This is a genomic window from Microbulbifer sp. MKSA007 (assembly GCA_032615215.1).
Lineage (GTDB): Bacteria > Pseudomonadota > Gammaproteobacteria > Pseudomonadales > Cellvibrionaceae > Microbulbifer.
Genome location: CP128433.1, coordinates 2,081,538 through 2,101,155, shown reverse-complemented (window position 1 = coordinate 2,101,155; position 19,618 = coordinate 2,081,538). Strand labels below are relative to the sequence as shown.

Sequence of the window (19,618 nt, the reverse complement as noted above, 5' to 3'; positions counted from 1 at the left end):
GTGGTGAAATACCTCCTTAGTGTAGTTGTCACAACCTGCATCTTTTTTAGCACTGCTGCCAATAGCCAGGGTAATCCTTTGATTTCCCGAGGCACTATCCCGCTCGCCGAAGAGGTTACCCTTACTTCAGTCGCCGGCCCACTTGAATACCCTTGGGGTATAACCAACCTGCCCGATGGAAGCTTTCTTATCACCCAGCGCAGCGGACAACTCAGAATTGTAAAAGATGGAAAATTATTGGCAGAACCTATCGGGTTTCCAGCAGAAATCTTGTTTCTTGGCCAAGGGGGCCTACTGGATATCGCTGTGAGCCCCACCTTCCCTCAAGACCAGATGCTCTACTTCAGCTATGCCATTGGCAATATGGACAACAACCGACTTGCCATTGGTCGGGCTAAATGGAATAACGGCAAGTTGGAAAACTTTGAAGAGATATTCAAGTCCGCGCAGGGTAAAAATAACGGCGCACACTTCGGTTCCCGGCTCGCCTTCCTACCCGATAAAACGTTGCTGGCTACCATTGGCGATGGCGGTAATCCCCCACAAGAATTCCTCGATATTTTTGCCAGGGAACAGGCGCAAAACCTACAAACCCACTTCGGCTCTATTATTCGTATTAATGGGGACGGTTCTATTCCCGACGACAACCCTTTCAAAAACCAAGCAGATGCCCTGCCGCAAACCTGGAGCTTTGGCCACCGCAACCCCCAAGGATTGGTGATCGATCAACAAAGTGGAGAGATCTGGTCCTCCGAACACGGCCCCGCTGGAGGCGATGAATTGAACCGCCTCAAAGCTGGCAGTAACTATGGCTGGCCAAGGGTCACTTTTGGTCGGGACTACCGGGATGGTTCCAATATAGCCTTTAAAATCGAGGATCCAGAATTTACCTCGCCCGCACTGGCCTGGCTCGATACCCATGCCCCTGGAGGACTGGCCTTCTACACCGGCAATGCCTTCCCCGAATGGAAAGGACGGCTTATTTCCGCCGGATTAGTTAGCGAAGATTTAAGGATCATTCAGATAAAAGATGGCGCTGCCATTGGCGAGCTAAGGATACCTATTGGGGAGCGCGTACGCGACGCAGAAGTTGGCCAGGATGGCAGTCTTTACATATTGACCGATGGCCCCAAAGGCCGTTTACTGCGCATAGATCCAGCAAAACAATAACTCGAATTTTAAGATATTCGACTAGTTGGGGCGAGGTTCAAAAGTCGCCCTATAAGGCAAGCTATCTATGCGTTTTTTCCGCCCCCTTACCGCCACTCTACTTATGGCCACCTCACTGTGTGTTCAGTCCGCCACGCTGATTCACAATGTTTCCGGCTACCAAACTACTGATGATCAACTACTCACGTTCGATGCTTTAGCCTTTGATCAAGGTAAGGTACTGGCAACTGGAAGCTATCAACAGCTGGAAAAGCAGTTCCCTACAGCCGACAGAATTGACGCGCAAGGTAAAACCCTACTCCCAGGCCTAATTGATGCCCACGGCCATATGCTGGGCCTGGGCCAACTCACCGGGGAATTGGACTTACGCGATCACTCCCTTGCACAAGCACTCTCAGCCATCAAGAAGTACGCCCGGGATCTGGGGCCCGACGAATGGCTATCGGGCCGTGGCTGGAACCAGGTTACCTGGCCCAACAAAGCTTTCCCAACCCATAAACAACTAGATAAATTGGAAATCAAGCAGCCAATTTGGTTGCGCAGGGTCGATGGCCACGCAGGTTGGGCCAATTCCAGGGCCCTAGAGTTAGCGGGGATCGACAAGGAAACCCAATCACCCGATGGCGGTGAGATTCTACGGGATGAAAACGGCAACCCGACAGGCATCCTGATCGATAACGCCATGAGCCTGATGTACAAGGCGATACCCGCACCTACTTTAGCCCAGGAGAAAAAGAACCTACAAAATGCATTTACCACCGCTCTCTCCCTGGGATTAACCAGTGTGCATGATGCGGGTATCAGCGAACAGACCCTGAACGCCTACCGAGACCTGGCAAATAAGAAAGCCATCCCGTTGCGTATTTACCCCATGCTTTCAGTAGATAGCCACAACTATGCCCAGTTACTTCAGGCGGGGCATATTGGAGAGCCTTCGGACCGGCTGTATATGCGCAGCATCAAACTTTCCGCCGATGGCGCCTTGGGAAGCCGAGGCGCTGCCCTGCTGGAGCCCTATCACGACCGTCCTCAGGAAAAGGGGCTACTGCTCTACCCGGAAGACAAAATGTTGGCTTTGCTCAAGCTGGCTACCGACAATAACTTCCAGGTTAACGTACATGCGATCGGCGACAGGGCTAACCATATCGTACTGAACCATTTGGAAACCCTAAACAAGGCAGAGAGCCAAGCTAGCTATCGTCATCGCGTGGAGCACGCCCAGGTTATTGAGGTGGAAGATATTCCGCGCTTCGCCCGGCTCAACCTGATTGCCTCTATGCAGCCCACTCACGCTACCAGCGATAAGAACATGGCCGGCGACCGTCTGGGGAATGAGCGCCTGATCGGCGCCTACGCATGGCAGACACTGCTGGAGCAAGGCACTCCCATCGCCGCAGGTTCCGACTTCCCAGTAGAACCCGCAAACCCGCTTTTCGGTCTACACGCCGCAGTTACCCGCCGCGACCGCCAGGGAGACCCTAGTAAAGGCTGGCGCACTGAAGAAGCTATGACTCTGGAGCAAGCCCTGCGCGCCTTTACCCTGGATGCAGCCTATGCCAGCCATCAAGAGAAAGTCATCGGCAACCTTGAAGCCGGGAAGTTCGCCGATTTTATTTTGCTGGATAAGGATATTTTTACGATAGCTCCCCAGGAGATCTGGAAGGTACAAGTTCTGGAGACCTGGGTTGAAGGAGAACAGGTCTACCGTAAACCCCTGTAGCCAGTCACTTACCTTCATTTTTTCCCGCACTTCAAATCTGCGAATACCGGCGAAAGCCGGTATTCGCAGAAATAACGACTGCCCCACAATTCACCAACAACCTTGTATTGCTATACTACTTTTTGTGGATACGAGAAAATTTTATTGATAAAGCGCATATAGGTTAATGCCTCAAAGAGAAACCAAGTAGACCGCGCTATGAAATACATCCAAATACCCGTAAGCGATGCACCTTTATATCTTCTACTCGAAGCAGATCCCTCTAAGAAGAAAATAGACAGCTATTTACCTGAATCCTGGTGCTTCGCAGCAATTGATGCTGGCGCTGTGGAAGGTATATGCGTAGTAAAAGAAATTGATACCGCAATCGCTGAGATTTTCAATATCTCAGTTTCTCCTGAGATGCGGCAGCAAGGGATTGGATCAAAACTGTTAAAGTTCTCCATATCAGAGCTCATCACCAGGGGAGTTCATAGAGTTGAATTGAGTACCGGTACATTTGGTTACCAGCTGACCTTTTATCAACGCCATGGATTCAGGGTTGAATCTGTTGTTAAAGATTATTTCTTACACAACTATGATCAACCCATTGTTGAGGATGGAGTCCGGCATAAAGATGCCTTAAGATTACTATTAGAACTAACCAAAAATATTAGCAAACAGCCAAGCTAAAAAATTAATAATTCTTTCAGGTTAGATTTATCAAACAAGTTTGTACAAACTTACTTGCTACAAGATATTTTCGGCACCCCCCGAACAAGATTGACCTTCTCATATTGACCCCCCAGATAAGCTAATATCATCATAGATGCCAGTAAATAATTAAGAGGTTAATTTATAGCAGTGTAAAACTGCTAACTTGCCAACACCTAGTAAATCCGCTCCGACCAAATGAAAATTCACAGAAAAAATTCGCTCAAAAAAATTCACCAGGGTTTGTTTATAGAAGGAAAGCCTGGATACATTTTAGCCGCCATTGAGTGTGACTATTGGATGAAATTGAATACAACTAAAGTACGCAAATCGCGCTCAGACATGACTCGGCCTTAGCATGAAAGACTTGTTGAGGAGGCTAAGCTGAAATTTGAAGGCGAGTAGGCATCAATCTTTGCCTTATCGACCCAATGCATCATCTTCCTGAATGGAACTAAAGAACTAACTGCCGCTAGGTCACATTCCAGTCAGGACGCCAGATATGCCTCTAACTCCTCAGACAATATTTCCTTTAAAGGCTCCAGCTCAGATTCAAAATGCTTCCACTGATCCGTACCGCTTCGGTATATGGGCTGGCGAACCTGCTCTGCACTAGGTGTACGCACGGCGCGTTCGGTACGGTGGAACTCCAGGCATTCTTCAGCAAATGGCAGGCCGCAGTAGTCCAGTAAACGACGCACCTGCCCTTCCAGGTCATTCACCACGTTTTCATAATGCACTCGCAGGACTTTACCCGGTAGCACTTGGTCCCAGTGATCCATCAAACGAACATAGTCGTGATAATATTCACCAATCTGCTCCAGACCATAGGTAAACTCCTGCCCCTCCGCAAACAACTGCTTAAATCCACTAAAGCAACAAGCCATAGGATGGCGGCGGGCATCGATAATTTTTGCATTGGGGAGCGCCAATTGAATTAAACCGATATGGCGAAAATTATTCGGCATCTTATCGATAAAGAAGGCAGCCTTACCACGATGTATTGCAGTTTCTTCGATATAGCGCTGGCCGATCTGTGCGAGCTGGTCGGCACTCAGCGCTTGCAGCACCCCCGGATAACGGGGTTCGTCACTGGTCCGTCGACGGCCATCCAAGCGGCGGGCGGAAGCCAGAATATTGTGCAACTCAAAAGTACCATCCACTTGCGGGTGGGAAGCGAGAATCTGCTCCAGCAGGGTAGAACCGGCGCGAGGCAATCCCACTATAAAAATCGGGTCTGGCGAATTAAAGCCGGAATTCAGGTTTTTGCTAAACAGTTCCGGCGTGCAGTGAGCAATTTGTAAATCTGTATCCCTGCGGTTTTGTTCAATGCTGTACTGGCACTCTTGCTGCTTTAGCCCATTCCCCAGCTCATACCAGGAAAAAGATTCTGTATATTGTCCGCGATCCTCCAGAGCCTTACCCAAAGAGAAGCAAAGGTGGTAACGATCTTCCCGCTCAGTGGCTGGCCCCCCTTGTAACTCTTGCATCTGCTCAATTTCAGCATCATCAAAGCGGTAAGTTTTCATATTCGCCAGGCTCCAATAGGCATCACCAAAATCCGGCCTGGACTCGTAAGAAGCCCGATAGGCATTAATGGCCTGGTCAGCTTCGCCTATCGTTTTAAGAGCGTGCCCCCGCTGCAGTAGGACGCCATGCAATCGGGGAGATTCAGCCAGGACCTGATCATAGATCTGCAATGCAGTCTGATAATCTCCAACCATGGCGCACTGCGTGGCGAAAAGAATGTCACTCTGCTGCCCACCCTGGCCATCCCGCAACATGCGGGCCTGCGCCAAGGCGGCGGCAAACTTCTGCCTCTTGCGCAATACACCGATATAATCGAAACGCGCCTGATGGAAGTGGGGGTTCATTTCGAGACAGCTTTCCAGCAGGAAAGCTGCATCATCGAGCACCCCCAGCTCGGCGCCAATTAATGCCAGCAAGCGCATTGCTTCTGGATGATGCTTATTCTTTTGCAGAAAACTGCGGCAAAGTTGCTCCGCCTTATATAGTTTCTTCTCATACAATAGGCTGGTGGCACTCAGTAGTGCTGGAGGCAGGCTTTGCAGATGCTGGAATTGGCGCAGGGCCTTTAGGGCATCGGGCTCTTTGCCTTGTGCCCGCAACCCCACAGCGAGCCCCTTCCAACTGGCATGTAGGGCCGGATTCAATTCCAGCGCCTGCCGATACGCCTCCACCTGCTCCGAAAGCCCGCCCAACTTGGCAAAGTTATGCCCCTGTTCCTGATAGGCACGGGCATGTGAGCTATCCAGTTTCAGCAACATGTCAATTACCGCCTGGGCCCGATCAGTACTCCCCAAATATCTCAGGCTCACCGCCAATAAATAATAGCTTTCCGGGTCACCCGGAAACTTGTCCACCAGCTGTTGAGCCTGTTCAGCAGCGCTGGAAAAACTCCGCCCCTTCAGCGCGACTCGGATTTTTTGGGTGAGTTCAGCCTGGAGGGCATCAGATTGGGAGTTGTGGGACTGCACTGACAAGGGCAATATCTCATTAGTTTGTAATTACATAGGGGGCGCGCACTGGGCACACCCCACTCAAACTACGCCCCTCAACATTGAATTACCAGAGGGGCTGCCAGTTAGAAATCGTAAGATACACGCAAGCCCACTGTACGAGGGCGGTTGGTGGTAATTCGCTTGGAATTATCCAGAGTATTAATAAACAACTCTGCGCGCTCATCAGTGAGATTCTCGACATAGAGCTCCGTACCCCAGTGGGATTCACGTAGACCGAAGGATGCATCCGCAGTTGTGTAGGCGTCCTGCTTATAGCGATCATTCGGGTCGATCACTATAGAACTCCAGGCTTCATCGCTATAGGCAACTCCGGCCTGCCAGTAGGCATCAAACCCGGCAAGCTCCCACTCGTAGCGAGCCCGCAGATTAAATTGCAGAGGAGGTGAAAGAGCCAGTTCACTACCTTCTGGGGCCACATTAGCTGCGCTTTCCGGCACATGGGTAATCTCGGTATCGTTGTAAGAAACAGCACCGATAAGTTGCAGGTTATCCGTGGGCAACCAGGTTACATCTGCCTCGATACCGCGAATCTCTGCATCCAGGGCATTATCCAGATAGAACAGGAAATAGACATCTGGATCAAATACCGCTGTCTGGATATCACTCCACTCTACATAGTAGATACTGCCATTAAACTGCAAGCTGTGATCCAGCAGTGTCGTTTTCCAGCCCGCTTCGTAGTTGTCGACGGTATCGGTAGTAATGGTGTAGGGAACGGTTGTGGTTTCGTTGCCATTACCTCCACCACGATTGTAAGCGGGAGGACGGAAGCCTTCTGAATAAGTGGCATACAGCAGCATGTCGTCAGTAGGTGTGTAACTGAGGGTGAATTTACTGATAACACCGCTCTCATTCATTGGCACATCAATCCCCATCTCATCCCACTTGGAATCGAGGTTATCGCCATACATATCCACGTCGACCCCACCGGCATTGCCAAATGAGGAATTGGCGGAGCCCAGCAGCTTCACATCAATATCGTAGTGGCGCAGGCCAACTGTAGCGCTGAGCTGATCATTGATGTCATATGTCAGCTCACCAAAAAAGGCCAACTGCTCTTCCTGACGGGTAATATCATTGAAAAACGCCACGCCCGCCGGCCGCGCACTAGTATCGATCGCGGTGGACTGCACCGGGTCGGTAGTATCAGGCGACCAGCCACGCGGATAGTTTTCTGGGAAGCCGAGATCGATGATTGAGGAGTAGACAAAGTTACCCTGATCAAGGATTTCAATATCCTCGTAGAAGGCACCAATGGTCAGGCGCAGCGGATTATCCTGCGGTGTGGAGAAACGCAGCTCGTGGCTGCTGCGTGTATTTTCCACAGTGCCAACGTAGCCTTTGGTGGGGTCATAGCAAGTATCCACGTAGTTACAGGTGTAGTAGGCCACGTAGTTGCCCACATCGTTGTAACCGGTGTAGTCCATAGACTGCTCCACCTCGCGATCGAGGTAGGCACCGGTATAAACCACATCCAAAGCGGCAATGCGGCCTTCCAGCGTCCAGCTTGTCAGGTCGAAGCTGTCTTCCAGGGAATCTTCGAAATAACGGCGCACTTCCAGATCACCTACCTCTTCCGGATCGTGATCGAAAACACCGTCGGCTTCCAGGTCCTGGTGCGTGTGCTGCACCAGTAGTGACCAATCATCGTTGATCACATAATTTACGCCAACGCGAACACCTTTGTAGCTGGAATCGTTAAAATCTTCCTCTACCAAATCTTCGTTGTTGGCACTGGCAACCGGCAGTCCCTCCCAGGCCGGATTTATAGAGGCATCCGGGGTGTAGGTGCCGGCCACATTATCAATATACCCCCCCTCATTGGACTGATAGGCTGCCATGCGCAGGGCCAGCCTGTCCTCAATCAAGGGCAGGTTGATCATGGTTTCCAAGCTATCGGACAACTCGCCACCTTTGGTGGTTGCCAATCCTGCTTCGATGCTGAGATCGAATTCATCCAGCTGCGGCTTATTGGTAATCAAGCGTACAGTGCCGGCCTGGGAACTGGCGCCAAATAGAGTGCCCTGGGGACCTTTCAAGACTTCGACCCGTTCAATATCGGTCACGTAAACATCCAGGTTTCTGCCACCAATACTCACCGGTGACTCATCCAGATAGAGAGCGACATTGGGCGCGGTGCCATTAGCTTGGGACAGCTGGGTGGCGATGGTCTCAGTGGCCATACCACGAATGTAAATGGAAGACTGCCCGGGACCACGACCACCGGCAGTGACATTGGGCATAAAACGGATGTAATCATCAAAGTTGGAGACGTTCAGATTGTCCAGGCTCTCCTCCCCCAAAGCTTGAACCGTCACCGGAATATCCTGTGCGCTTTCGGCTCGCTTGGTCGCAGTAACCGTCACCTCCTCGATTTGTCTCGGCTCAGCGAGTGTCGACTGGCTGCTCAATACTGCTGCGCCTGTCGCCAGTATGGCGCAGTGCAATTTGCTTTTCTCAAACACAGACTTCTCCTTGCGTTCATTTTGATTTTTGTTCCGCCCAATACCCCAAGGCCAGGGGCTCGATGCCCCTGCTCCAGCCGTACATTTGCTTAGTACTGTAATAATTTGCCAGAAGATACAGCGCTGATTCAGCGCCAAAATGAACTGATCTAACTAATGTAGAAAGGCAAAAATGCAGAAAAATAAGGCCGCCGGTACAAATTTTGGGCGGAATTCTATACAAAATTCTTCAAAAGTGAAAGTTTGTACAATTTTCACCCGGAAATATGGTTATTTTTCTGTGAGAAATTGGTGACTTTTTGGTATTTTTTAGGGATGTAATATTTTGAGATCAAAAAATTAGGCTACAAAGAATTAATAAACCTGTTGCCTGGATGGCGAGCTAAGCAGGCATAACCGCATAGGCGAAGGGGATCAATGCAAATACTGGAGAGGTTGCCGGGGAGAGAAACAAAAAAGGCCGCATCAATTGATGCGGCCTTTTTGGGGCTACTGTTAAGGACTCCCTGTTAGTCTTTAACAGCAACAGTAGTCTTTTTCTTTTCAGGGATCGGGAAGCCACGATCGCGCATTAACGCTTCGATATTGGCATCGCGACCGCGGAAAGAGCGGTAAGCGTCTGCCGGGTCCAACGCATTGCGAGGAGCGAACAAGTATTTAACCAGTCTCGCCGCCACTTCCTTATCGTAGAAGCCGCCTTTGGACTCGGCGAAAGCCTCAGAGGCATCGGAGGTCAGTACGTCGGCCCACATGTAGCCGTAGTAGCTGGCCGCGTAGCCTTCACCGGAGAAGATATGACCAAAATGAGGAGAGCGGTGACGCATCACCAGTTCATCCGGCATACCCAGCTTCTTCAAAGTTTCACGCTCAAACTTGTCTGGATCGATACCTTCAGGGTCAGCAGTGTGGAACTTCATATCCACCAATGCAGATGCCAGGTACTCAGTAGTGCTAAAGCCTGAGTTGAACTTGGCTGCTTTCTTGATCTTTTTCACCAGATCCGCAGGGATCGGCTCACCAGTTTTGTAGTGCACCAGATAGTTATCGATTACCGCATCGGTAGACAACCAGCGCTCCAGCAGCTGAGACTGGAACTCAGTGTAGTCACGCACACCGCCATTTAAGGTCGGGTAAGTGACGTTGGACGCAAGGAAGTGCAGCGCATGGCCAAACTCGTGGAAGAAAGTCTCTGCATCATCCCAGCTTACCAGTACAGGCTCACCGGGAGCGCCCTTGATAAAGTTGGAGTTGTTGGAAGAGAGAACGTTCTTCTTACCATCGAAAGTGGAGTGGTCGCGGTACATGGTTGCCCAGGCTCCAGAACGCTTACCCGCGCGAGCAAATGGGTCCAGGTACCAGAGGCCGATATGGTCGCCGCTCGTCTTATCGGTAACTTCCCAGACCTTAACATCTTCATGGAATACCGGTACTGAGCCTTCCTTCACTGGAGTGAACTCAAAATTGAACAGCTCTCCAGCCACATAGAACATAGCTTCACGCAGGTTATCCAGCTGCAAGTACTGTTTAACTTCATCGGAGTTCAGGTCGTACTTGGCCTTGCGAACTTTTTCTGCGTAGTAGCGGTAGTCCCAGGGCTCAATAGTGATATTGGCTTTCTCGGCATCAGCCACAGCCTGCATATCAGCCACTTCTTCTTTCACGCGACCAACTGCAGCCGGCCATACCGCTTCCATCAGCTCCATGGCACGCTCAGGTGATTTGGCCATACGATCACGCAAGCGCCACTGAGCGTAGTTGTCAAAGCCTTGCAGGCCGACACGCTCATCGCGCAGCTTCAGGATTTCAGCGATAATGGCGTTGTTATCGCGCTCATCACCATTATCACCACGGCTGTAGTAATTGGTCCAAATCTGTTTACGCAACTCGCGATTGTCAGAGTAAGTCAGGAAGGGATCCATGGAGGAACGGGTATTGGTAATCGCGTACTTACCTTTTTCGCCCTTCTCTTCCGCCATTGCTGCCGCTGCGGCGACAAAGGAATCCGGTAGGCCGCCCAGCTGATCTTTTGTCAGGAAGATATCGTAACCTTCCTCATCAGCCAGTACATTGTTGGAGAACTTTGTATAGAGCTCCGCCAAGCGCTTGTTGATTTCTGCATAGCGCTCTTTCTTTTCCCCTTCCAGGGTGGCGCCATTGGTTGCAAACTGGGTGTATACCAACTCAACTACGCGCTTCTGCTCAGCGTCCAGATCCATCGATTCACGCTGATCATAGATAGACTTGATGCGCTTAAAGAGGGCCTTGTTCTGGTAAATTTTGGACTCGTAGTCAGCCCACAGAGGTGCCAGTTCACGCTGGACCTTACGGAATTCCGGGGAGGACATATTGCCGGCCCAGATTCCATAATAAGAAGATGCACGCCCCAACTCCGCACCACTGCGCTCCATCGGAACAAAAGTATTGGCGAAGGTAGGCTTGGCAGGATCGGCGGCGATGGCGTCCAGCTCCGCCAAATTCATCTCAATACCCTTCTCAATTGCGGGCTTGAGATCTTCAAGATTCATCTTGTCAAACGCAGGAACACCACCAAAAGGACCTGTCCACTCCGCCAATAGCATGTTGCTGGCGTGCTCAGGACTTACAGCCATGGACTTCTCGGCATTCACGGTATCTTTGACCACCTCAGCCTGTTGTGTCTTTTCACCACAACCGCCCACTACCGCAAGAGCTGCGGCAACGGATAGTGCGATCATTGTTTGACGCATCGGTATCTCCTCTAGGATAGAGCTTTGTAATAGTTTTAAGAGCGGGAGTTTAACCCCAGTTGGCCTCTGCCCGCCAATACTACCGCCATTCTCAGCCAAGGCTGCGGCAGAGTGAAAGAAATACACGACGACCTCCTTCGACTTTGACCATACGGTCTAGGCTGCCCACACCTCTCCTATTCAATGGTCCCTTCTGAAGGAACCAAATCAAAAAATTCGGCCCATATCGCCTACTCGGTCATAGTCAGTTTACTTCCATCACCATCAGCAGCTCACTTAAACCCCAACACAAACAAAGCCTTCGGCAACAAGCTATTGCAGCTCCACATCCTTGTTTGCCTTTTTAAAAACTAAAGAGTATTACCTCGCACCTAAAACTGATGCTTTAAATCAGAGGAGCCCCCAGCAGGAAACCAAGTTTCATTTAAGACAATTAGCGACCAATAAAACCGCCCCCAAACTAAACACAAACAAACACATTTAAATATATTTAGGGAAACCTGCTCCCATTTATAATTAGATAAATTTTTCTCTATTGAAAATAGTCACCTCAATATAAAACCCTTGACTACCGGAAATATTCCCCTGCAGAGAAGTGTAATGAGCGACAACCGGTAAAAATATCAGAATATTTGCCATACGTATCAATGCACTTCGAAAATAAAGCTATAGACGCCAAGCAACCGCGCTTAACTTATGCGACTTTTCATAATTATCTCCATTAAAAAACACTATTAAAACTTCAAAACAATATTTATCTACTCAAGACAAATTGGGCAATATTTAAACAAAAAGCAGGCGCTCTTTTTTAGGCACAAATATCAACCCAGAAAACCTAGCTTTTTATTTTATTCATACTTTCGCTTAACTGATTAAAAGTAGGGAAAGACTCATGCAAAAGAAATCCATTTTACCACTTGGTGCAGCTGTTGCGGTTTTATCAATGGGTGTCGCCACAGGCTCACAAGCTCAGGCGGTTAGCTGCGGTGACGTAATAACCACTCCAACCACCCTCGATAGTGATTTAGTGTGCACTATTGCTGATGAATTTTCTGTCGCAATAGCAATTGAAGGGCCATCTGGCAGCCTTTCAATGGGAGATTACAGTTTGACCTGTTCCACCAATAAATTTGGCACAGGTATTATTTTACTGGAAAGTGGTGCGCGGCTTAGCGGGGGTAGCGTAATCGGTTGCGGCGACGCTGTGACTGTTGGAGGTGATGGTGGCCATTATGTTACAGGTGTCACTATCACTGATTCTGGTAATAATGCTGTTTATGTCAAAAGCAATTTCAATGTAGTCAGCAACATGACAATCACTGGAGGTAGTGGGGTTGTGGATGAAGGTATCCTAATCCAGGGTAACAACAATCTCGTCAACAACAATTTTGTTGGAAATACTGACAATCCTGGCATCGAAATTACAGGAGCCTACAATCATGTTTATTTTAACGAGGTCTATTTTTGTGCAACCGATGGAATTGTAGCTGGCGGTATTTTTTCACGTGTAACCCACAACACATCCAACTTCAATGGTTACCAAGGTATTTCAGTTGCTGGTAGCTACGGCACTATCGCGCAAAATAAGATTGCAGATAATGATTTTGCGGGAATCCAGCTACTACAGGGCGAATTCAATAATATTGCCAATAATAACGTTATTTATAATGGCACTTATGGGATATATATTGCGGACAGTATGCCCACCGACAATACGATTTCTGGCAACTTCTCCAAGGGCCATACCTACGACTTATATGATCCAGAAAACTTTGCTTGCATAAGCAGCAATACCTGGATAAACAATACATTCACCACTTCTGACCCGGGCTGCCTCGATTGAATTGATAATTTAAGACCATATAAGCATATGGCCAGCAAAAAAATCATTAATTGAGAATTTAAATGTACAAACGACCCTCTTTTAATTTCAAAAAGAGGGTCACCCTTAAACACACGACAATATCAACTAGGAAAATATACCGCAATCCTCTACATGTTAATTAACTCAGACAACAACGGATAACCCTACCTACCACTTTCGATCAGGTTCTAGCATAGTGAGTCCGCAGATCTTATTCTGGCATAAGATTTATATATTAATGTCTACAACCCCATGTACAACACTAGCGAACTCGGTATAGAAATAGAGATAATAGGGGCGCTCAACTAACCAATGGCAGTATTAACGGATTATATTTCAGTGTAGATAATCCAGTTTTCACTTCAAACAAATCATAGAAAACAATATATTCACAATATCTAACTCCTACTGTCTTGATTATGTAAACCAGAAAAATGAGGAGCTTTATATAATTTTCTGATAATTACACACAGGCCCCAGGCGCACGCAAAAACCACCAGAAACCACCAAAAACCACCAAAAACTCCGTAGCGCTATAAAAGATGTAGACAGCTAATACTGCCTCATTAAAGTATATCACCGTATTAATATCTACACTTCTTATAGCTGTTAAAAGGAGTTACCTATGTTCTACCCTATCCAATACCCTAAAACCCTTTCCATGACTCTATTTACTTTAGGAGTCTCCCTATCATTAACGGTCAATGCGGTAGATTGCGGAGATGTCATTACCGAACCCGCCACCCTAACCGAGGATCTAGTTTGTGAGTTTACGGATGCTCCTGCCTTAACAATTCAGGGGCCAACTGGAAGTCTGTATATGAATGGACATTCCTTGACTTGCTTAGGATCAGATGCAGGCAATGGAATCGTGCTTATAGGCACATCAGCTGAATTATCCACCGGAACAGTAAATGGTTGCAATGATGCAGTTTTGCTCTTAGAGGCGGGTGGGCACACTGTATATGGCATAAATGCATTGCTTCCACTGGACGATGCCATTGTTGTAAGCAGTGATAGCAATATCGTCACAGGCAATTATGCACTTGGTGACGGGAATGACTCAGATGATGGAATCGATATCAATGGTAACCTTAATTTTATTTCCCAAAACATTATTGAGTTATCCGGTGACGAGGGTATGGAAGTTGACGGTACTTCCAATACAATAATCGGCAATACTATTACTGGGTCCGACAGTGATGGGGTCGAATTAGATGGAGATTTTTCTGTCTTTGTTTCAAACATTGTACAAGACAATGACAATACAGGTATTGAAATTGAAGGAAGCTCATGCACCGTTTCAAATAACACAACAACAGAAAATGGATCTTCTGGAATTTCATTAGAATTTTCCGCATCCAACAATGGCATCAGTCAAAATACCAGTAGTGACAATGGAGCTTACGGTATATTAGTTACCGGTGTTAACGCCATTGGCAATAACATTGTCTTTAACACTGCCACAGGAAACGGCTTATTCGACCTTGAAGATCTTTTTGAGAGTGAGGATTGTAGCGTTAACAATAACCTTTGGTCAGGCAACACCTTCTCATCAGCTGAGCCGAGCTGCCTTGAATAAACCCTAAGTTACGTCTGCCGGGGTTATTAGCCTTTAAACTAAGGCAATAACCCCGCCCCCCTTACTGCCAATGCTACTATTTCAGGTCGGCATTACCCCCTTTTCAAATTAACTTTCAGAGACAACGGCATCCATCTCAATCTCCACTAACCAATTAGAGTCAATAAACCCCTTAACCTCCACAAAAGTACAGGCAGGGCGAATATCTGAAAATAGTTCCCCATGTGCCCTGGCCGCATCTTCCCAGCGCTTTATATCAACTAACATAATCCGGGTTCTTATAACGTCAGGCAGATGTCCACCAGCCTCCTTAAGAGCAGCGACAGCAATATCCAAGCAGAGTTTGGTCTGGCCATAAACATCACCGATAAAGGCAGTTTTGCCCTCCGATATAGGAGCGGTCCCCGATATAGCGATTTGCCCCCCGATCCTACAGGCTCTTGAAAACCCTATGGGATTCTCAAGGTATGAACCGGAGCTTATCAATTTTCTCACTTTAACTCCTTCTAACGAGTAAATACGGCTATTTATTTCCATCCAAATCCCTAAAATAGGCCTCATAAAAAGATTCCGAATTCCTATAGCCTGGATCACCTTCAGATGTCCCTCCAAGTCCAAGCGCTATAGAAAAAATCTTATCGACTTTATCAATACTGCCAACATTAAGGGCTAACATTGTACCGTTTCCAATACTCGCCGGCTTTTCATCATAGGGAGCAGTAACAGCAAGTTTTGTGGAGGAGCCTTTAAACTGCCAGAAAATAACTGTATCAGAGTGATAAACTTCCTCTGCAGCAATAGGGGCAAAAATCTTGCAATAAAACAGCCCCGCCCTGGGCAAGTTATTTGTACCTAATGTTATATGAGAAATCATGTCGTAAAGCACCCTATTGGGAAAGTAAAATCTAAGATTTTATGGTCTACCTGCTAAAGCAACTACTGTATTTCAAAGTTTTCAATCTGTGATCAGGTCTCTATTTAGTGAGAACGACACCTACAGATAATTGCCCCTACCTAAAATCTACAAATTCCCAGTAGTCAACGGGCAAGTCTCATATTGGCACAACTGGTGATCAGGACCGAACTCAAACCGGCCTTTAATTTCATTTAAATACTCCAACAGTGCCGAGACTCTCTTGGGCTTATTGACTCCGGGCCGATAGACTACATAAATTGGCATAAATATCGCGTGCCATTCGGGAAATATTCGTATTAACTCCTGCTTCTCCAACTCGCAGATCATGCTGTTAACCGGAATTTGAGCTATTCCCACCCCGCCAGCAGCAGCCCTTTTTGCCGTTTCTGGATTGCCACAATAGAAGTTACTTCGCACTTCGATAGATTCCGTTTTGTTTTCGGATACCAGAGTCCAAAAAGCAGACTCAGGGGCAGTCCCGGCTGTAATACAATTGTGCTGCCTGAGCTCCTGGGGTGACTCAGGTATTCCGTATTCCCTTAAATAGTCCGGACTGGCTACCAGAACCTGAGTCGTATACCCGATTTCTTTCGCCACCAAACGGTCATCGGCGATCTGCCCGACACGAATTGCCAGGTCTATACCCTGAATAAACAGGTCATCAAAAGTGTTGGATAGCTCCAGCGAGATTTGGGCTTTCGGCCACTGCTGGAGAAATGGAGGGAAAATATACTGGGCCAGGTAGCTCCCCATGGCCGGGGGGCCGATACACGCAGCAACCCCTGTACTTGCTGCTCTATCTCCCGCACATCCTCGCGCAAGGATTTAAACTCCTCCACCAGTAAAGAGGCCCGGCGAAGGGTAACCCTACCCGCATCAGTGATCTCAATTTTCCGTGTAGAGCGCTCCAGCAGCTTGGCTTGCAGTTGCTCTTCCAGCTTCGAAATGGCTTTGCTCACTGTAGATTTGGGCAGCCCCAGCTCCTCGGCACACTGGGTGAGACTCAGCAGTCTGCAAGTGGTCACAAAGATCGATAAAGTTCGAAAGTCTATAGTTTCCAAATCGCGAACAATCAATTTCCAAACACCTTATTGTTTCCAATAAGCTGTGAGCTTAGTCTGTGCGCCATCGATAGACAACTGCTTTTCGTGACAACATTGAGGCACACAAGATGACTGCGACACAGGATCTGTTTACAGGTATTCAATTAGGTGATGTGAAGCTTGCCAACCGTGCGGTGATGGCCCCCCTGACCCGCGCAAGAGCTGAAAACCACGTACCTACCCCTTTAATGGCTGAGTACTATGCACAGAGGGCTGGCGCCGGCCTGATTATTGCCGAGGCAACTATGGTGGCAGAGGGAACTTCAGCCTTTATTTCTGAGCCAGGTATCTACTCCCAGGAACAGATCGAAGGCTGGAGACAAGTGACTGACGCCGTTCACGAGAGAGGCGGCAAGATATTCCTGCAACTTTGGCACGGTGGGCGAGCCAGTCACCCCGATTTGAATAATGGCACAACGCCGGTTGCAGCCAGCCCAATCGCCATTGACGATACGGTTCACACACCGGACGGAAAAAAACCTTACACCACCCCAAGACCCCTTGAAACTGTGGAGATCCCAGGAATTATCGCGGCTTTTAAACAGGGAGCAATCAATGCTAGAGATGCTGGCTTCGATGGAGTTGAGGTTCATGGTGCAAACGGCTATCTCTTGGACAGTTTTTTGCGGGATGGCTCAAACCTTAGAACAGACGAGTACGGTGGGTCTTTAGAGAATCGTGCACGCTTGCTGTTTGAAGTTCTGGAAGCCGTTATCGAAGTTTGGGGCTCCGGCAAAGTTGGATTGCGAACTTCTCCCCTAAACGGATTCAACAGCATGCGCGATAGCGATCCTGAGGGACACACTCGCTGGTTTGCATCAAAATTGAATGAATATAATTTGGCCTACTGGCACTTGATGCGAGCCGACTTCCTCGGCGAGCAACTCGGAGATGTATTGACTCCAGCAAGGGAACTGTATCAGGGCAATCTGATTGGCAATATGGGGTACGGGCGAGATGAGGCCAATACAGCCATTGGGCAGCAGCAAGTAGATGCGGTTGCCTTCGGCGTTCCATTCCTGGCGAACCCGGACCTGCTAAAGCGTTTTAAAGCCGATGCGAGCTTAAATGAAGCAGACCCAAACACCTTCTATACCGGTGGCGCAAACGGATATACCGATTACCCCACAATGCCCTAACCTTTAAGGAGCAAGCAGCTAGGTCGCCTTAAGCGGGCGACCTGCTTTCCGTACTCGGAGCACCAGCAGTCTCGGAGCGGATCTTCACGTTATTAATCAGTGAGACCAGTACAAAACTCAGCAGCATCAGTAGATACCATGAACTGAGCTTCGCCAGAGATACCATTTGCCATTCATGGGATTGATTAGGGTAAATCCATATATTTGCAAAAGTAGCAATATTTTCAGCAAACCAAATAAACAGTGCTACCAGCAACCACCCCAAAAGAAGCGGCATAGAGCGATGCTTTTCAACGACCTTAAAGTAAATATTGGTTCGATAAAACAATAACACTGTTCCCGCTAGTAACGCCCAGCGGAAATCCCAGATATAGTGATGTGTAAAGAAGTTGACATAGATAAACACAACCAGAACAACTGTCAGCAATTTCGATGGATAGTGAGAATATTCAAATTCAAAAATTCGCCACACTCGAGCAATATAACTGCCCACTGCGCTATACATGAACCCTGTACACAGTGGCACATTACCAATCCCAAAGAAATACTCTTCCGGGTAACTCCATGAGCCAATAGCATCGGAGGTCTTAAATATCTCCATGACGGTCGCAACGACATGAAATACGACAATAACTATTGACTCCCTGAATGTTTCCAGTTTTGTAGCTAGAAGAAAGACCTGAAAGGCTATAGCAGCCAGAAAGATAAAGTCATACCGGTGAATCGATTCCAGTGGATACCAATAGTTGGTGACAATCATAACTCCCAGCAAGAAGCCACCGAAAATACAGGCATAAGCCTGCCTCAAGCCAAACAACCAGAACTCACGAATATATCGTTTCAAATCCACACTTGATAACACTGCAAACAACACCTAAGTGGAAAATTTCTGTGGCTTCAAGCCTACCGATTCCAATACCTTTCTATCTTTAGAAAAAACTATCTGACATTTATGTTTTTAAATCCAAACTCTTTACTCCCGGCCTTAAAGCCGAGATTCAAGATTTCAGTATAGTTCTCAGGGACTTCAAAAAACACGATTTCCAGCTCGGCCTCAGAACCGCGGGGAAGCTCCAGATATACCATTCCCCTCACTTCCTGCCCACCCCTAAATGCCTCATACTCCTTGAAAACAGCGCCATCTTTCATAATCAGGCGCCAGGAGGAAAGCCTTACTTTTTGCCGACTTCTCCGATTAGTCACGGTCATACGGCACTGCACTGTACCGCCCTGCCTTACACAATTATTGTGATGAATCTCGACCCCTTGCAGGTAAACAGCACCACCTTCAGAAGTCGTTTTTGGAAGACCCGCAACAAAATCCGGACTGTGATACTCCTTCCCCAGAATAAAAAATGAAAAACAAGAGATCGAATAAGCCAAAACCAAAACCACACCAAATAGGTAGCGATTTTTTAAGTAGCTCCAAATACAAAGAGATAGAGAAGTGCACACAATCACAATAGCCATAAAGGCTACATAATACTCAGGGCGCCATATGCCGTATAGGTAAATCATGGGCTCAGGAAATAGATACTGGGTAAGTGCCCATAACACTGCTACTAGTGCCGACAATACGCTCAATATTTTTGCAGCAAAAAACTTCCTGCGACTAACTGAGTAATGTCCCTTTACCATATCTGTCATTTTGCTTTATCCCTATACAACCAGCGTCAAGCTGGTTAGCTAGCACTGCT

Annotated in this window: 15 protein-coding genes; 6 read left to right on the top strand and 9 right to left on the bottom strand. The window is 47.9% G+C overall.

Annotated features, from left to right (window positions below; genetic code table 11):
* The first annotated feature begins 3 nt into the window (after positions 1-3).
* The 3 genes from QT397_12225 (at position 4) to QT397_12215 (ending at position 3,562) form a co-directional block, all read left to right on the top strand.
* On the top strand, positions 4-1,170 hold the full coding sequence (locus QT397_12225) for a PQQ-dependent sugar dehydrogenase (GenBank protein WNZ58060.1): 1,167 nt from the start codon (positions 4-6) through the stop codon (positions 1,168-1,170).
* A gap of 67 nt (positions 1,171-1,237) precedes the next feature.
* Entirely contained in the window at positions 1,238-2,890 is a 1,653-nt protein-coding gene (locus QT397_12220) for an amidohydrolase (protein WNZ58059.1), read from the top strand.
* Positions 2,891-3,088: 198 nt separating this feature from the next.
* Positions 3,089-3,562 (top strand): GNAT family N-acetyltransferase, encoded by a 474-nt coding sequence (locus QT397_12215; protein WNZ58058.1) that lies wholly within the window; start codon positions 3,089-3,091, stop codon positions 3,560-3,562.
* A gap of 509 nt (positions 3,563-4,071) precedes the next feature.
* Here the strand turns inward: QT397_12215 and QT397_12210 are convergent.
* The 3 genes from QT397_12210 to QT397_12200 all read right to left on the bottom strand — a co-directional run bounded on the left by QT397_12210 (position 4,072) and on the right by QT397_12200 (position 11,317).
* A complete protein-coding gene (locus QT397_12210; protein ID WNZ58537.1) occupies positions 4,072-6,081 on the bottom strand; it encodes a sulfotransferase in 2,010 nt (669 codons plus the stop codon).
* A gap of 107 nt (positions 6,082-6,188) precedes the next feature.
* Positions 6,189-8,591: a TonB-dependent receptor gene (locus tag QT397_12205; protein ID WNZ58057.1), complete on the bottom strand. Its 2,403-nt coding sequence runs from the start codon at positions 8,589-8,591 to the stop codon at positions 6,189-6,191.
* A 509-nt stretch (positions 8,592-9,100) separates the two neighbouring features.
* A complete protein-coding gene (locus QT397_12200) occupies positions 9,101-11,317 on the bottom strand; it encodes a M3 family metallopeptidase (GenBank protein WNZ58056.1) in 2,217 nt (738 codons plus the stop codon).
* Positions 11,318-12,209: 892 nt separating this feature from the next.
* Here QT397_12200 and QT397_12195 point away from each other — a divergent pair.
* Positions 12,210-13,160, top strand: a complete 951-nt coding sequence (locus QT397_12195; GenBank protein WNZ58055.1) for a right-handed parallel beta-helix repeat-containing protein — start codon at positions 12,210-12,212, stop codon at positions 13,158-13,160.
* Between the two features lie 646 nt (positions 13,161-13,806).
* The gene (locus QT397_12190) at positions 13,807-14,763 is read left to right on the top strand and encodes a right-handed parallel beta-helix repeat-containing protein (GenBank protein ID WNZ58054.1); all 957 of its coding nucleotides are present in this window, start codon (positions 13,807-13,809) and stop codon (positions 14,761-14,763) included.
* Positions 14,764-14,871: 108 nt separating this feature from the next.
* Here the strand turns inward: QT397_12190 and QT397_12185 are convergent, their stop codons facing one another.
* The 4 genes from QT397_12185 to QT397_12170 form a co-directional block, all read right to left on the bottom strand.
* Positions 14,872-15,300, bottom strand: a complete 429-nt coding sequence (locus QT397_12185) for a RidA family protein (protein ID WNZ58053.1) — start codon at positions 15,298-15,300, stop codon at positions 14,872-14,874.
* Positions 15,287-15,637, bottom strand: a complete 351-nt coding sequence (locus tag QT397_12180; GenBank protein ID WNZ58052.1) for a VOC family protein — start codon at positions 15,635-15,637, stop codon at positions 15,287-15,289. Before QT397_12180 ends, QT397_12185 begins: the two co-directional genes overlap by 14 nt.
* A gap of 147 nt (positions 15,638-15,784) precedes the next feature.
* Positions 15,785-16,432, bottom strand: a complete 648-nt coding sequence (locus QT397_12175) for a substrate binding domain-containing protein (protein WNZ58051.1) — start codon at positions 16,430-16,432, stop codon at positions 15,785-15,787.
* Positions 16,318-16,755: a LysR family transcriptional regulator gene (locus tag QT397_12170; GenBank protein WNZ58050.1), complete on the bottom strand. Its 438-nt coding sequence runs from the start codon at positions 16,753-16,755 to the stop codon at positions 16,318-16,320. Before QT397_12170 ends, QT397_12175 begins: the two co-directional genes overlap by 115 nt.
* Before the next feature lie 95 nt (positions 16,756-16,850).
* Here QT397_12170 and QT397_12165 point away from each other — a divergent pair, with 95 nt between their 5' ends.
* Positions 16,851-17,921 (top strand): alkene reductase, encoded by a 1,071-nt coding sequence (locus tag QT397_12165; protein WNZ58049.1) that lies wholly within the window; start codon positions 16,851-16,853, stop codon positions 17,919-17,921.
* A 28-nt stretch (positions 17,922-17,949) separates the two neighbouring features.
* On the opposite strand, the gene QT397_12160 is transcribed toward QT397_12165, so the two are convergent.
* Both QT397_12160 and QT397_12155 read right to left on the bottom strand, forming a co-directional pair.
* Positions 17,950-18,765 (bottom strand): DUF817 domain-containing protein, encoded by an 816-nt coding sequence (locus QT397_12160; GenBank protein ID WNZ58048.1) that lies wholly within the window; start codon positions 18,763-18,765, stop codon positions 17,950-17,952.
* Positions 18,766-18,860: 95 nt separating this feature from the next.
* Positions 18,861-19,568 carry a hypothetical protein gene (locus QT397_12155; protein ID WNZ58047.1) on the bottom strand — a complete coding sequence of 236 codons (708 nt, stop codon included), beginning with the start codon at positions 19,566-19,568 and terminating at the stop codon, positions 18,861-18,863.
* Positions 19,569-19,618 lie beyond the last annotated feature (50 nt).